The organism is Psychrobacter sp. SC65A.3 (assembly GCF_025642195.1).
In the GTDB taxonomy this organism is placed as follows: Bacteria; Pseudomonadota; Gammaproteobacteria; order Pseudomonadales; family Moraxellaceae; genus Psychrobacter; species Psychrobacter cryohalolentis.
The window spans coordinates 2,027,727-2,043,201 of record NZ_CP106752.1; the positions used below are offsets into that span (position 1 = coordinate 2,027,727).

The following is a 15,475-nucleotide window of genomic DNA, read 5'->3' on the forward strand; positions in this document are numbered from 1 at the left end:
TTGAATAAAATGCGCAAGATTTTAATCTGATAAAGATAAGAAGGCTATAAAAAGGAGCGGTTTTGCATCGCTTGTCCAAGGGTCATGCTGTCAAGATATTCAAGCTCACCGCCCATCGGTACGCCTTGCGCCAGACGCGTGACTTTATTGACATGACGACTGACTGCCTCACTGATAAAGTGCGCGGTCGTTTGCCCTTCAACCGTCGTACCGGTCGCCAATATCAGCTCTTCAACAGGCTCTTGCTTGACGCGCCAGACCAGTTGCTCAATATTTAAATCATCAGCACTAATGCCATCAATCGGTGATAAGTGACCACCTAACACAAAATAACGCCCACGATAGCCTGCCGTCTGCTCTATCGCCATCACGTCAGCTGCTGTCTCAACCACGCATAGCAATGCATCATCACGCCTAGGATCTTGGCATAATGGGCAAACAGCCTCATCGCTAAAGCTATGGCAGCGCTGACATTCGACGATATCACGCATCGCTTCATCAAGCGCTTGAGCAAGTGCCATGCCTTGTGGGCGTTTTTTGGTGAGTAGATGCAGCGCCATACGTTGAGCGCTTTTTTGACCAACGCCCGGCAAGATACGCAACTGTTTGACCAGCTGATCAAATTTGGCTGTCAGCAAAGTGATGTCCTTTGTTTATAAATCATAGCTATGAAAATGGGGTCGTATCATGTCGATAACAACCCCATTTTCTTTAATATGTCGCCTTTAGCGTTTAAGAACCAGCTACTTAGAACATACCTTGCATACCTGGTGGCAAGCCCATACCTGAGGTCGCGCCAGCCATGGTTTCTTCATATAGCGCATCTGCTTGGCGCACCGCATCATTGATAGCAGCAGCGATAAGATCTTCGATCATATCTGGCTCATCTTCTAATAAGCTTGGATCAATGGTCAAGCGCTTAACCACATGACGACCTGTCATGGTTACTTTTACCAGACCACTGCCCGCTTCTGCATGCACTTCTTTACTGCCAAGCTCTTTTTTAGCATTTTCGACGTTTGCTTCGACTTTCTTTTGCATGGTTTGTGCTTGTTGCATCAATGCTTGGATATTCATAGTTGCCTCTTGGTTTTTTAATAATAAATAATGGGGGTTTTGATAATAAAAAATAAAATACTAATAGCAATTATACCGTTATCTTTACAAACTGTCTAAACCACGCGCCAAATCTTTGATGATATCTTCCACATCTTCTAGACCGACCGACAGACGAATCAGACCGTCTTTTACGCCTGCTTCTGCGCGCTCTTGGGCGCTCAAACGAAAATGGGTCGTTGTTGCAGGATGGGTAATCGTTGTTTTCGCATCACCCAAATTATTGGTGATAGAGACCATTTGAGTTGAATCAATGACATGCCATGCGGCAGATTTGGAATCACGCGTCTCTGATGGCTGCACTTCAAAACCCATAATTGCTCCAAAGCCGTCTTTTATATGATGCTGACGTTTGGTCAACTCATGCGATGGATGGTCGCTCAAGCCTGAAAAGTGTACGGTGCTGACATTGGGATGATTAACCAAAAACTTTGCCACTTGATTGGCATTACTACAATGCGCTTGCATACGTAATTTAAGCGTTTCAAGTCCCTTGGTAAACACCCAAGCATTAAAAGGGCTCATGCTGATACCGCCTGAACGTATGACGGTAAACGCTTCTTGCATCAGCTTATCGCTACCGACTAACGCGCCACCAAGTACTCGACCCTGACCGTCTAAGTATTTGGTTGCAGAATGAATCACCACATCGGCACCCAAATCAAGCGGACGTTGCAAAGCTGGGGTGGCAAAGCAGTTGTCAACGACCAAGAGTATATCATTGGCTTTACATAGCTGGCTTAAAAAGCCAATATCACAAATCTGTGCCAATGGATTACTGGGGCTTTCGCAATAAATCACCTTAGTATTTGGTTGAACAGCATTTGCCCATGCGTCATTGTCGAAACAATCAACGTAACTGACTTCTACACCAAACTTTGCCATATAGTTATTAAACAGACCAATAGAGGAGCCAAATAGCTGATTAGCAGCAAGTAAATGGTCACCGGCTTTTAAGTACGCCAAACACATGGTCAAAATCGCACCCATGCCAGAGGCTGTTGCGACTGCACGCTCACCGTTTTCAAGTGCTGCTAAACGGCGCTCAAAGGTACGTACGCTTGGATTGGTATGACGTGAGTAGACATTGCCCGTTTTAGTGCCATCAAAATGACCGGCAGCATCAGCTGCTGAGCTATATACATAGGAGCTGGTTGTAAAAATAGCTTCTGAATGTTCGCCCTCATCGGTACGATGCTGACCTGCACGTACTGCAATGGTTTGCATACCATAATCGAGTTCTAAATCCAGTGCATCATTGCACCAGTTTGCATCCAAGCCGTTTATATTGTCTTTATTTTGCGGTTGACTCATAAAGTTTCCATTGCCTTGATTGTTATTTACAATAGCGTTTATTTTTGATTATAAACTTCACGTATTCGCGTTATCATATCATGATAAATTATTCCAAGCAGCAGCTTCAAAGCAGCAGTTTTCAGCGCTGACTGTCTATTATTTTGCCTAACCTATCACTTATTAGAAATAAGAAGCAAAAATTGTGCTACCTAGATCCAATAAGAACAATATCTAATACAGGCAATATTTTATAAAAGTAACGTATTTATAATAGGCACAGATGCCGACACCTGATAAGCTTAGCGGCGATTTAAACTTTGCCTTAGGCGATATTATCATATGCCTTATAATCAGTGTTATTATCTGCAAAACCACCAAGAAATCCATACATATTTTTTGGCAACTTCTCCATTATATAAAGGCTCACTAAGGTAATTTATTTATGTCGATGTTCAGTATAGAACCCAGCAACTTATCGTTGAGCCTGACACTCGGTCTCACCTTAGGTCTTAGTGGATGCCAAAGCTTACCCAAGCAGCCGCACTTGCCTGAAAGCCAAGCACTATCCGCACGGGTCAATGCTTTATACCAATCGGACATCAGCAAACAAGCTGAAATAGAAAAAGATGCCCAAAAAGAGGGCGATCCTATAAATACTACGACTGTCAGCACAGACCTTGCTACCCCAAACACGGATAGTCTTGATTTGGTTGCTGCCATCAGTCAACAGAGTGAAATTCACCCTGATTTATCAGGCTATCATCCAATTGTGACGGGCGCCAATGCTTTTGCCTCACGCAGTATATTGACAGGTATGGCAACGCGAAATATCGATGCCCAGTACTATATTTGGCACGATGATCAAGCCGGTCAGCTGATGCTCAAAGACTTATGGGATGCGGCAGAGCGCGGCGTGATCGTACGTTTACTGCTCGATGATTTTAATAATAATGCTAAGTTTGATCAGCATTTACTGCGTTTTGCCAGTCACCCTAATATTGCTGTGCGTATCATCAATCCACTTATGCATCGTAAATTTCAGACTTTAAATTTTGTCACCGGTCTGCCACGTATCAATAGACGCATGCACAATAAAAGCATGATTTTTGATAAGCAAATCACCATTATTGGTGGTCGTAATATCGGTGATGAATACCTAAGCAATGACAAAAGCAGTCAGTTCGCAGATTTGGATGTACTATTGATTGGTAAAGTGGTGGCAGATATTGATAATAGCTTTGCCAGCTACTGGTCAGCACCAATATCATTCGATATTCAAACCTTAGCGACCCTTGATAAAGGAGAGACGACTGACTTCGTACAAGGGCTCGATAAGTTAAAAGCCGATGAGAAAAGTAGTAGCAGTGGCAGCTTATCAGTGTATAAAGCAGCCATAGAAGACTCCTCTATCGATACGGATTTGATTAATAAACGCGTGCCGTTTCGCTGGACGGACATGCAATTCTTAAGTGATGACGTCGGTAAATTGACTAAAACTGTGCCAGCAGACACCAATTTGGTGCATCAGCTGCGCACTTTGCTCGGTAGTCCATCAAAGAAACTGACTATTATCTCCTCCTACTTTGTACCGACCAAAGACGGTGTTAATACGTTGGTCGCATTAGCAGAATCTGGTATCGAAATCAAAATTCTCACCAATTCATTTGATGCAACCGACGTAACAGCGGTACATTCTGGCTATAGCCAATGGCGTCCTAGTTTACTGCGCGCGGGAGTCAAGATTTATGAGCTAAAATCAACCGCTTCTGAAGAAAAGCGTGAAAACAAACTTTGGAAAGCGCGTAGCCAATCTTCAACCAGTTTACATGCAAAAGCTTTCGCCGTTGATGACTATCAAGTATTCATTGGCTCATATAATGTTGACCCGCGCTCGGCTAATATTAATACTGAGATGGGCGTGATTATCAATGATGATGAGCTTGCGACTCAGTTGCATGGTGCATTGAGCGATGACTTACTAAACCAAGCGTATGAAGTGAAGTTACTAGAAAACGGTGATTTACAATGGCATACCATGGAAAAAGATAAGAAAGTCATTTATGATTCAGAGCCGCGCGTCGATGTCAGTGACCATGTTTGGCTAACCATCATGTCATGGTTACCTATTGATTGGCTATTATAGTTGGCTCAATATAAAAGAAACTGAAGTTGAATGCTCTTGGCTTAATTCTGTTTCATATAATCATATTTGACATAAACGTCTTATTTTGACGATAAATCATTAGCAATGATAATTTATCGTTTTTTATTATAGGCAGTTATTTAGATAATGACTGCCTTAACGAATACCTTAATGTCTGGATGCGTGACCTAATATGCCTTCTCGTTCTCAATATGCACTTATGTCTTCTAAAGATAAAAATACGGTACTGTTTACTTGCTATAGCAGTGCAATAGCGTTTTTCGACTTTTTAATATACCTATATCTTGCAGATATGTTGGCAGCGACTTTATTTCCTGTTAGCTCAGATCCCAATCTTATGAAGATACAGGGGCTGTCATTATTTGCAATTGGTTATGTGGCACGCCCAATTGGCGGTGTTATCTTTGGACGTTATGGCGATATAAAAGGTCGTAAACCGTTATTACTAATCAGTATCTTGATTACGGCAGCAAGCTTATTGGCGATGGGATGTTTGCCTACTTATGCACAGTGGGGTTTGGCAGCGCCAGCATTGTTTATCGTCTTGCGAATCATACATGGCATGGCATACGGTCTTTATGTGCCACTTTCTTGGGTGTTTGTCGCAGAGCACGTGCCGCGCCAATATCTGTCTGTAGGCTGTAGCTACGTTACTGCAAGCTTTTTTGTGGGCGTTTTATTTTCTAATGCTTTTTTTCTCTGGTTAAACAGTACGTTGACCACTGAGCAATTGGCAGATTATGGCTGGCGTTTGCCCTTCTTTATCGCAGCTATCCTGACGGTCTTACCGCTCCTTGCCTGGCGATGGATAGAAGAAACACCGTTTTTCACTCAGATGAAAAGTTCAAGACCCAGTGATTATGTTGCTAAGCCTTTTACAACCCTATTTAAGCATTGTAAACATGCTATCTTTATTGGTCTGGTTCTCACTTTAATTGCCTCAAGTATTACCACAGTCGTTGTTATTTTACTGCCTGATTTGATTGAATTACGCTTTACACTTGATACTGACTTGTTTGGATTCTCGCACAGTCTTGGCATCGTCTTTATGATTTTTGGTTGTGTCTTTTATGGCATCATCTCTAACCATCAAAACTTTGGCAAAATTTTGGCGATAGGCTCTATTATCTTAATCGCTCAAATGCTTGCTTTCTTCTATCATTTAGAGGCAAGTGGCGACTATATCCTTATTATGTATGCACTTTTAGGCTTTTGTGCAGGTGTTATCGGCATGATACCTGCCATCTTGATTCAACTATTTCCTACCAATGTGCGACTCACCGGAATGGCTTTTTGCTACAATGTCACTTATGGTATTGTTGGGGTATTGATACCGTTCGGGCTTGGCTACGCCACTTTATATGTGAGCTTTTCTCCTGCACTCTATATCGTCTTTATCGGTTTTATTGCCATAATTATGGGGATTTATTTTTATAATCTGCCTGAACTCAAAAAAATCGATCAAGTTATATAGTGTTATTTTATCCAAATAGGCTGATCTTTTATCAGCCTATTCATTGTAGCTTTACAAGCCATCGCAAGTGATACGTAAACTGACACATATACCATCAGCATTTAGCATATACATCTTCAAAAATTTCTAAAAAATTAAGGCTTAACCACTATGGTTGATATGACCAATAAACGTCTTTCGGTTGCACCCATGATTGATTGGACAACGACGGATTATCGTTATTTTGCCCGTCTTTTTAACCCACATGTCTATTTGTATACCGAGATGATCAGTACGGGCGCGCTGATACATGGCAATCGTGCACGGCATTTACGCTTTGATACTCTTGAACATCCGCTGGTATTGCAACTTGGCGGCGCAGATATCGCTGAGATGACGCAGTGTGCAGAATTTGCTCAGCAGCATGGTTATGATGAGGTTAATATTAATGTGGGCTGCCCCTCTGATCGTGTACAGCACAATAAAATCGGTGCTTGCTTGATGGCAGAACCCAATACCGTTGCAGACTTGGTCAAGCATATGCAAGCGGCAGTCGATATTCCAGTCACGGTCAAGCATCGTATTGGCATTGATGACTTTGACAGTTATGAATTTATGGCGGATTTTGTACAAAAGGTAGCAGCAGGTGGTTGTACACGCTTTATCGTTCATGCGCGTACGGCGTGGCTACAAGGCTTGAGCCCAAAGCAAAATCGTGAGATACCGCCACTACGTTATGAAGATGTATATCGTTTAAAGCAGGACTTTCCTACCCTTGATATTGAGATAAATGGTGGGATTGAGACCGTCGCTGATATTGAGGCGCATCTTGAGCATATCGATGGCGTTATGATTGGGCGCGCCTTTTATCACAACCCGTATTTGTTAGCCGAAGCCAATAGCTTGTGGGACACCCCTGTCCCGAAGCGTTCAGTTATACTAGCTCAGCTGTATCCTTATTTAGAAGAGCAAATAGCTAAAGGTGAAGCACTTCCAACGATGACTCGGCACTATTTAGGGTTATTCCAAGGATTAGTGGGTGCTCGAAAATGGCGTCAAGCATTGAGCGGTAAGCCTCAATTGACCATCGATGATATCAAGCACGCGGCGACTGAAGTATTAGCCCTTAACCCTGATGCCTGATGCCTGATGCCTGATGCCTGATGCCTGATGCCTGATGAAACCTACTATTAAATAACAATGCATACGGCGTAAGTATTAATTATCAGATATTCACTGTTATTCTTTATGCTACTTGCGCCAAATACTGCCACATAGCCGCGCCGTTATTTATAATATGTAATAACATGGGCAATATCAGCGAGCCTGATTTGATACGCGCATAGCAAAATAGTAATGCTAACACCACGATGGTACTGATCTCGTAAATTCCATATTGCAAATGAATGACCGCAAATATCAAACTGGTCACTAGACTTGCTACGATTGCCCCGCGATATTCTGTATCAGGTGGCGAGGTGAATTGCTCTGCAATCGCCGACCACAATATGCCACGAAATATGAGTTCTTCATAAATGGGCGCGACGATAACCATCGCAAAAATAAGTAGCCATACTGAGCTGACAGACTGATATAAAGGATCTACAAACGCCAACGGTGATTTATCAAGCATATACGTCAATGCCTGACTGCCAATCATAAATATTAACAGCAGCCCTATCATGCCCATACCGACCGCCAATGAGAACGGTCTTAATGCCAAATACTGCTTTAAATTGCCGCCTCTCACGCGTATAACCAACGCACTGATTGCCACTAATAACACGCAGCCTATCATGATAGAAATACTGACAACCGTTCCATCATTGCTGCCAAAAAAGAAAATATCGCCGACCGTTGCGCTTTTGGCAGTTGGTAATACCAGTTTGCCAGCGATGTAAATCCCGATCAATTGACTGATAAAGAAAAAAACCACCATGCCTATGATAAGCAATAAAGTGCCTAAGCATGTGAATAAAGGCTGAGGATGTATGACAACTTTGTTGTTTTCAGCGGTGCTCTTATTTGGCATTCGCATTGACATAATAGGTTTACTCGAAAAGATACTGAAGCATTGCTTAAAAACTGCTCACAAAGACAATCAGTTTAGCGTAAGGAAATTGATTAAAAACAAAGTCTGTTGTTATTTGGCAGATAACTGTTTTTCAATCAATGCTAATACCTGCTCTGACACAGACTCTGGATGCTCAAGTGGAAACATATGACCGCCCGCATGAGTAATATAAGGAATACGTAAGCGCGACTTTATTTGTTGCGGGAATCGACGTTTTAAAAAGATACTGTCCTCACCAATAATCAAGGTAACTGGCACTTTAGGGGCTCGATTTGGGGTCAACCAATACCAAGAAGGGTTGGTGCGAAAGACGGCGACTTCACTGGCTTTTGGAATCGCCAAGGTAACTTTACCATCGGCACGCTCATGCAGACCATGCTCAATATAACCTTGAAAACTGCGCTCAGTAAAATCTTTAAAAAATCCTTTATGGCGCAGTTTGTCATACGCATCTTCTCGGCTATCCCATACGTCACGGCGATGCTTAGACACGCCAGCTGGCGATAGCTTATCCATCAAACGATTATTCATCAATGGCAATCGATCTGCTGTCTTGGCAAGATGCCATAGCAAGCTAACTTTGCCATAAATCCATGGTGGATCCATCAGAACGGCTTGCGAAAAGTACTCAGGTGCACGGTACAACGCTTGCAAGGTACACATGGCACCAAGCGAATGCCCGACGGCTACGACTTGCTTAACGCCATGTTTTTTACAGGTATCCTTGACGCTATCGACAATCTGCTGCGTGAGACTTCGCCATTGGTTATCGACCGGATAATCAGGCGTATCGCCTAACATGGAGATATATTCAATAGTAAAAAATTCAGCCAATTTCTCAAAAAACGGCTCATAGACAGGACTTGGCATTCCATTGGCATGAGCAAAATGGATGACTGGTTTTTGGGTTATTTTCGATATCGGTAAGGACGCAAAAGACTGCAAATTGACTTCACTCATGACACATTCTCATTAGTTGTTATAGTTGTTATAGTTGTTATAGTGGTTTGTATTGTATTTATGGTTTTAAATGCTAGATAGCGACACATAAATAAGGCTGAGCGTAATCATACGCTCAGCCTTAACAATCATACACGGTAACGCTAAAAATTAAAGTCTATTAACGCATCTGCGCGTTGCCTTCTTCTGATGGCAAGAGATCAAGATTGATACTTGAACCCACACCTGCGCCCAATTTGACGGCGAAGCGATCCATAAATAATTGGAACGGATCACTTGGCGTATAATTAACCACGTTATTTAATTTAAGCTGCTTCTCTAAACTTGAGATACTGCCTTTTTTGTCCGCCAAGCCAAGCTCGATAGATTGCTCACCTGTCCAAAACAGTCCCGAAAACAGCTTATTTTGTTCAGGATTTTTTAGACGATCGCCACGACCTTCTTTTACGGCATTAATAAAGTGCTTATGAGTATTGTCTAGCACTTTTTCAACATGCTTTTCTTCATAATCCGTTAGGGGACGTGATAAACTCAAGATATCTTTATATTCACCTGCTGTAATGGTGCGATCTTCTACGCCGACCTTGTCCATCAAGCCTTTTACATTATAACTTGGCATAATGACGCCGATCGAACCGACTAGGCTTGATGGGTTGACATAAATCTCATCAGCCGCTGATGCGATATAATACGCGCCAGAAGCCCCCATATCACCAATCACTGCATAAAGCTTTTTATCTGGATATTCTTTACGCAAATCCATCATAGTCTGCCAGATTTCATCTGACTGCACAGGCGAGCCACCCGGTGAGTTGATATCGAGCGCCACTGCCTTTGAGTTACTGTTTTTAAAGGCGCGTGTGAGCGCATCATTGACATCATAAGCATTAGCGACATCACCACTGCTAATAGTTCCTTGAAGCTCAACCACTGCCAAATGCGGCTTACTGGTATCGATACCATCAAGACCAGTGGGTGCTTCAGTACTACAGCTACGACCAATCGTCAAAAATATCAATAAAATATAGCCAAAGGTCAGTAGCTTAAAGAAAATACTCCAACGACGAGCACGGCGTTGCTCGACCACGCTTGCTAATAAAGTATTTTCAATCAGTCGCCATTCTTGCCCGCTCGGCTGGTTTGACTGCTGCATCGGTGCTGGCTGATTTGCCGAATTATCAGGACGTTTGTTAGGGTCTGGCGGCCAGTTGGGCATATAACTTCCTAAGTAGAAACAATGTAAAACGATAAAAGACAGATTATATAAACTTACGACAGAAAATTCGAGATTCTTACTGTTTAAGTTTTCTGTATGAATAGGTGGTTAAGTATGGTGCCATTTTACTCGTGGTTCAATAGCATCTCTGTGAAATACGTGTATTTTATAAATGTGATATCACAAATAAAACACTATCACTAGATATTAGGAGTTCCCAATAACATCTGCAACATTATTGATATTGGAACAATTCCTAATCACCCTCTTTGAATAGCGCATCAGAAGATAAAGCCACTTCTAACGGTTTATTATCATAGGTTATTATCTCATCTATTTGTTGCTGGGTGATTACCTCATTCGAGATATGTGAGGTACTGTGACCCAGCCATGTCGTATGATTCATGGCTATATTGCTATTGGTTAAATCAGCCGAGCATAGCAACGACCACATTTGCCAAGTTCGCTCATGCGTATCTGCATTCAAAATTAGCCGCGATTGCGACATATTTGCTTGGTTAGATAGTGGTTGGCTTTTTGACATAGGTGTTTGTGAGTTAGCAGGTAATGACTTGAGAGGATCATTTGCTTGATACTTGAGCACTCGTATGGGCGTGCTGCTATCAATAGCCACAGTACAATCCCAAACACTGGCGTCCTCTAGCTTGCTCCAACCTGTGATTGCTTGCAACGTTAAGTTGCCATTTGGCAGCTGCCATATTTTACCGGATTCGCAACGTTGGGCGCTGATAGTTGCCGTCTTTTGAGAGTCCGTAGTAACTTTATAAGCTTGATGCAGCGCAGACCAACGCTCACTACGTCCTGCTTGCCAGTATTGGCTCACAGGCAATCTCTGACTGAGCTGAGCGACTATCATGGGTAAGAGTTCTGAATCATTAGGACTCACTGCGCTGCTCTTTTTATCGTAAACGCGTGAATCAGTCACGCCACTACTACTGCTTTGTACGACGATGCCCTCTAGCTTATTGACAGATAAGCTGCCCAATTGCTGCGCTAACATGGCAGAGAATTTATCTGCCGTCAGATTGCTGGGCATGGTCTTAATTTTAGTGTTACTGGGTCTATGATCTGCCAAAAACAGCCAGCTGGTATTTTTGGCATCTTTATCATTGACGCCAGGATATTGTAATAAAGTGGCACTTATATAATGATCACCCGTTGGCAATATATATAGAGTGGGTGTCGTAGTCAGTGACTGCTGATTGGCATATACCGTCATTACCAAAAGACTGAGCGGTGGCAATACTAACCAACGACTGATCAGACCGCGAGGTAGCAACCAAGGTAACAGGGTTAATAATGCCATGAGCAAAATAGCGGCATTAACGGGCGTATAAAGCCACGCATCTGATAGCACAGGCATTGCCGTTAGCCATGCTATCAGTTCCTGTAGGTTACTGACAATCACAGTAACTAACATCCAAATAATATTGGCTACAGACGGCAATATAAGATAGCAAAGCCCAGCCAATAAATTCAGCGGTACAATAATCCAACCAAATAAGCCAATAGCAAAAAGATTTACGATTAATCCCCATAATGACGCTTTGCCAAAGAGCAACAAAGTTACAGGTAAAAGAGCTAGAAATAGCCAACACTGTAACTTAAATAAGCGCTTAAAACTTAGCCATAAACGTCTGAGTAATTTGTCATAAGAAGTAGAGGGTTGGTTTGATGTTAATGGCTGATTTTGTGAGGTATCTTCATATTTAAGCAATAACGCCACGGCAATAAAGGACAGCCAATAACCTGCTTGCCATAATACATAAGGGTCATGCCATGCCATCAGTACTGCCAGAGCAAGTAATACGCGCATGGTACTGACGGGCAATAAAGTTAGTCTTGTCAGACCAATTGCCAGTAGCATCCATGCGGTACGTGCAGCGGGCACATCAAACCCTGTAAACAATGCATAAATAAATGCGGCGCTAATCATCACCCACCAACGTACGTGCCAGCGCGGAATATAGCGATATAGAGCGGGATACAGACGATTAATCAATAGGATAACTATACCAGCCAGCACAATCGCTAAAAACAAAACATGTGTACCCGATATTGCTAATAAATGTGAAATGCCAGCCAACTGATATAGATCTTTGGTCTCACGATTAATTAAACTGCGATCACCGGTCAGCAAGCTTAATGTGACCGCTTTTGCTTGTTGCTCTGCAGCAGTATTTGTAGCCCAATCTTTATAAAAGTGCTGACGTAATTGCCAACGCCCTTGGTCAATAGCAGTACGCAACCGTGTTAAATAAGAATCAGAAGAGAGTAAATGCGAATTTGAATTTGAATGTGACTGTATCTGTGGGTGACTGGATGGCAAAATTGCGCTGCTGGTAGCCAGTATATTGGCAACGCCGTCAATGTGCCGACTACGTAGCCAGCGATAACTATCAAACCCTGATGGGTTATTTGATACTTGCTCAGAAGTAGCAAGCGGTGCCAGCTTCAAGGTCATAAACAATCTATCACCCGGCTGCAAATGATTTAAGTCAGCAATCTGACTTTGTTTTTTTGTTTTTTTAGATTTTTTCTGAGAGTTAGTCTTAGATGACTGTTTGGCTGGCTTTTTTGGGTAAGCATTGAGTAGGACGCGGTATACCTTATCTTGAACAGCGTTTTCAGCGAGTGTGTTTTGATGTGAAGATATGGCATTTGAAGATTCATACTTGATATCATCGCCGCTTAAGCTATTATTTAGCCCTGCTCCATATTCTGCTGTCACTTTATCTAAGTCTTGCGCTGTCAGCTCAGAAACCAATGGCAATATTTGACTGATGATCGCCACTTGCCGATAGCCAGTATCGGTACCAGCATCATACACACTATCGCTTATTCCCTCTATATGAACCAAAGCCTGCACACGCATTGGCTCAGTAATTTTTTGATCGTCTGCTTGTTGGTGACTTACTAGTGCCTTCAAACCACTACCAATAACCAAAGTGCTTACTAGTATAGCGATTGATATAAAATAGAGAATACGAGAAGCAAACCTAGAGTGATGAGACGTATTTTTTACAGAATTGATAGGATTAACTGACGGGATAGTAAACTGGCTTATCAAAATTAAAATAAAGGTAAGAAGTACGAATGAAATAGTCAGAACAGGAGTGCTGGCGCTATCCATAAATAGCGGCATTATTAGTATAGGCGTGCTATCAGCAACCGCCAAAACACCCATCATAGCAAGGATGATAAAGCTACCTATTAACCAATACACCAGTGCTCCTTGCGTGATATTTGAAATAATATATAGCATCCACTAAAAAACCGTAATGTGCTTGCTCTATTACCTTGGCGCTAAATACCACTACATCAAGCCATGGTATTTATCCGGATATTATCCTATACTAATTGCACACACTAGGATGGTGATTGTCTAACGTTCTTTTTACGTTTTTCTGATAGAATTCTTATCTATACTTTTATCAATAACATGACTGCCTATCTGCCTATTATTATGATTGAGCGGGCTGCGGACAATGAGTAAAGGCAAATCTGTGCCAAAAAAACGTTTAAAAGACTTATTACCTACCCCTGAGAAAGTGTTAGAAAGTCGCACATTAAAACTGTTTGCGCCGCAACTTTCTGACCCACGATTGTGGCATTTTAATCGCCATAGCTTAAATAAAGCCGTCTATATCGGCGTGCTGAGTGCCTTTTTTCCATTGCCAGGACAGATGTTATTAGCATTGATTGGTGCGCTTATTTTCCGTGCCAATGTCCCTATGGCACTGGGCTTAACATGGATTACCAATCCACTCACCACCTTACCGGTATTTTACGCTGGATACTATATCGGTGCCGAAATACTCGATTTGCCGATGATTAGCTTGCGCACGATCGGCAGGATGATCTCTGACTTAAGTTTATGGATTATATCGGACGGCGCCAACCCCTTTATTACTTATAAAGGCACTGTGTCCTTGACCGCATTTTGCCTAGGTCTGACTATCTTAGCCATTATTACAAGCATCGTCTGCGGCTTAGCGTTTAAAGCCATTTGGCGCTATAAGACTGTCACGAGTTGGCAAAAAAGGCAGCTTAGCTCTTTAGATAAGCCGCCCGAACTTTAATAAATGCTATTAATCCTCATCTCTATTTGCTTCAATAGCATTAAGGATGTTGTCAGTGAGCTTATTATCCATCACAAAAACTTCAACCACTTCTTCGTTTTTGAGCAATACATAACGCTTACCTGTCGCACTGTCTTGAACCTTTAAATCAAAATCAACACCTGCCAAAGTAATACGATCGAAAACGGGCGTCAGTAAATCTATTTGACCTTGTTTATCGAGCGTATCAAATAACGCGGTATCCATATAAAGGTTTAGTGGCTCATCGCCTTCTTCAATACTGCCAAAAGCAGCAATCGGGTCGTTATCTTTATCCATTATATTTATCCTTACTCAATCAATAGACTGCTATCTTGCAGTCCTTTCCTATTATATTTTAATAATTTTCCCAATGACCATTACGTAAAAGCAGCTGACGATCAGCAAGCGCCGCTAGATTTCGATCATGAGTGACCATCAATAGTGCCGTTTGCATCGTACTTTGCAGCTCTGATAATAATCCAAAAACGCTTTGTGCGTTATCATAATCTAGGTTACCTGTTGGCTCATCTGCCAAGATAAGCGACGGTTTGGTGACTAAAGCACGCGCAATCGCCACGCGCTGACGCTCACCACCCGACAACTCACCCGGTCTATGAGCCAAACGATGCTCAAGACCAACACTGTTTAAAATATCGATGGCTTGCTGACGCGCTTCAGCCGTCGATACTTCTGGGCGCATCAATAGTGGCATGGCAACGTTTTCAATGGCAGTAAATTCAGCCAATAGATGATGAAACTGATAAATAAATCCCAAATGCTTATTACGCATCGCACCGCGTTCGGTCTCATTCATACTGTTTAACAACTGACCATGCAACCAAACTTCACCGCTGGTTGGCGTATCAAGTCCGCCAAGCAGATGGAGCAAAGTACTCTTTCCTGAGCCACTGGTACCAACGATAGCGATACGCTCACCGGCGGTGACAGTCAAATCCAAACCGGTCAAGACTTGGGTGCTCACAGCGCCTTCATCGTATATCTTATTAATATTGGTCGCTTTTAAGATAGCAGACATAATGCTTCCTTTATTTTATTTATAACGGCATTAACG

The 15,475-nt window shown here is 42.4% G+C and carries 13 protein-coding genes; 4 read left to right on the forward strand and 9 right to left on the reverse strand.

Annotated features, from left to right (window positions below; translation table 11 throughout):
- Positions 1-44 precede the first annotated feature (44 nt).
- From recR to OEG80_RS08520, 3 genes are all read right to left on the reverse strand, one after another.
- A complete protein-coding gene (gene recR, locus OEG80_RS08510; protein ID WP_020443082.1) occupies positions 45-638 on the reverse strand; it encodes a recombination mediator RecR in 594 nt (197 codons plus the stop codon).
- A 109-nt stretch (positions 639-747) separates the two neighbouring features.
- Positions 748-1,077, reverse strand: a complete 330-nt coding sequence (locus OEG80_RS08515; protein WP_263240366.1) for a YbaB/EbfC family nucleoid-associated protein — start codon at positions 1,075-1,077, stop codon at positions 748-750.
- 84 nt (positions 1,078-1,161) lie between these two features.
- Positions 1,162-2,430: an O-succinylhomoserine sulfhydrylase gene (locus tag OEG80_RS08520; RefSeq protein WP_263240367.1), complete on the reverse strand. Its 1,269-nt coding sequence runs from the start codon at positions 2,428-2,430 to the stop codon at positions 1,162-1,164.
- A gap of 424 nt (positions 2,431-2,854) precedes the next feature.
- Between OEG80_RS08520 and OEG80_RS08525 the strand changes: the two genes are divergently transcribed.
- The 3 genes from OEG80_RS08525 to dusA all read left to right on the forward strand — a co-directional run bounded on the left by OEG80_RS08525 (position 2,855) and on the right by dusA (position 7,172).
- A complete protein-coding gene (locus OEG80_RS08525; protein WP_263240368.1) occupies positions 2,855-4,555 on the forward strand; it encodes a phospholipase D family protein in 1,701 nt (566 codons plus the stop codon).
- Positions 4,556-4,748: 193 nt separating this feature from the next.
- The gene (locus OEG80_RS08530; protein WP_263240369.1) at positions 4,749-6,050 is read left to right on the forward strand and encodes an MFS transporter; all 1,302 of its coding nucleotides are present in this window, start codon (positions 4,749-4,751) and stop codon (positions 6,048-6,050) included.
- A 150-nt stretch (positions 6,051-6,200) separates the two neighbouring features.
- The gene (dusA, locus tag OEG80_RS08535; protein ID WP_263240371.1) at positions 6,201-7,172 is read left to right on the forward strand and encodes a tRNA dihydrouridine(20/20a) synthase DusA; all 972 of its coding nucleotides are present in this window, start codon (positions 6,201-6,203) and stop codon (positions 7,170-7,172) included.
- 103 nt (positions 7,173-7,275) lie between these two features.
- Here the strand turns inward: dusA and OEG80_RS08540 are convergent, their stop codons facing one another.
- The 4 genes from OEG80_RS08540 to OEG80_RS08555 all read right to left on the reverse strand — a co-directional run bounded on the left by OEG80_RS08540 (position 7,276) and on the right by OEG80_RS08555 (position 13,526).
- Positions 7,276-8,061: a CPBP family intramembrane glutamic endopeptidase gene (locus OEG80_RS08540; RefSeq protein ID WP_263240372.1), complete on the reverse strand. Its 786-nt coding sequence runs from the start codon at positions 8,059-8,061 to the stop codon at positions 7,276-7,278.
- A gap of 111 nt (positions 8,062-8,172) precedes the next feature.
- Positions 8,173-9,063, reverse strand: a complete 891-nt coding sequence (locus OEG80_RS08545) for an alpha/beta fold hydrolase (protein WP_201551534.1) — start codon at positions 9,061-9,063, stop codon at positions 8,173-8,175.
- 160 nt (positions 9,064-9,223) lie between these two features.
- Positions 9,224-10,279 (reverse strand): signal peptide peptidase SppA, encoded by a 1,056-nt coding sequence (sppA, locus tag OEG80_RS08550; RefSeq protein ID WP_020443076.1) that lies wholly within the window; start codon positions 10,277-10,279, stop codon positions 9,224-9,226.
- 256 nt (positions 10,280-10,535) lie between these two features.
- Entirely contained in the window at positions 10,536-13,526 is a 2,991-nt protein-coding gene (locus OEG80_RS08555) for a ComEC/Rec2 family competence protein (protein ID WP_263240375.1), read from the reverse strand.
- A gap of 262 nt (positions 13,527-13,788) precedes the next feature.
- On the opposite strand from OEG80_RS08555, the gene OEG80_RS08560 reads away from it, so the two are divergent.
- Complete coding sequence (locus OEG80_RS08560; RefSeq protein WP_011513137.1) at positions 13,789-14,382, forward strand: DUF2062 domain-containing protein; 594 nt, start codon at positions 13,789-13,791, stop codon at positions 14,380-14,382.
- Between the two features lie 9 nt (positions 14,383-14,391).
- Here OEG80_RS08560 and OEG80_RS08565 read toward each other — a convergent pair whose 3' ends face one another.
- Complete coding sequence (locus tag OEG80_RS08565) at positions 14,392-14,700, reverse strand: hypothetical protein (RefSeq protein WP_149408775.1); 309 nt, start codon at positions 14,698-14,700, stop codon at positions 14,392-14,394.
- Between the two features lie 58 nt (positions 14,701-14,758).
- Positions 14,759-15,439, reverse strand: coding sequence for a lipoprotein-releasing ABC transporter ATP-binding protein LolD (lolD, locus tag OEG80_RS08570; RefSeq protein ID WP_011513135.1), 681 nt, complete (start codon positions 15,437-15,439; stop codon positions 14,759-14,761).
- Positions 15,440-15,475: the final 36 nt, after the last annotated feature.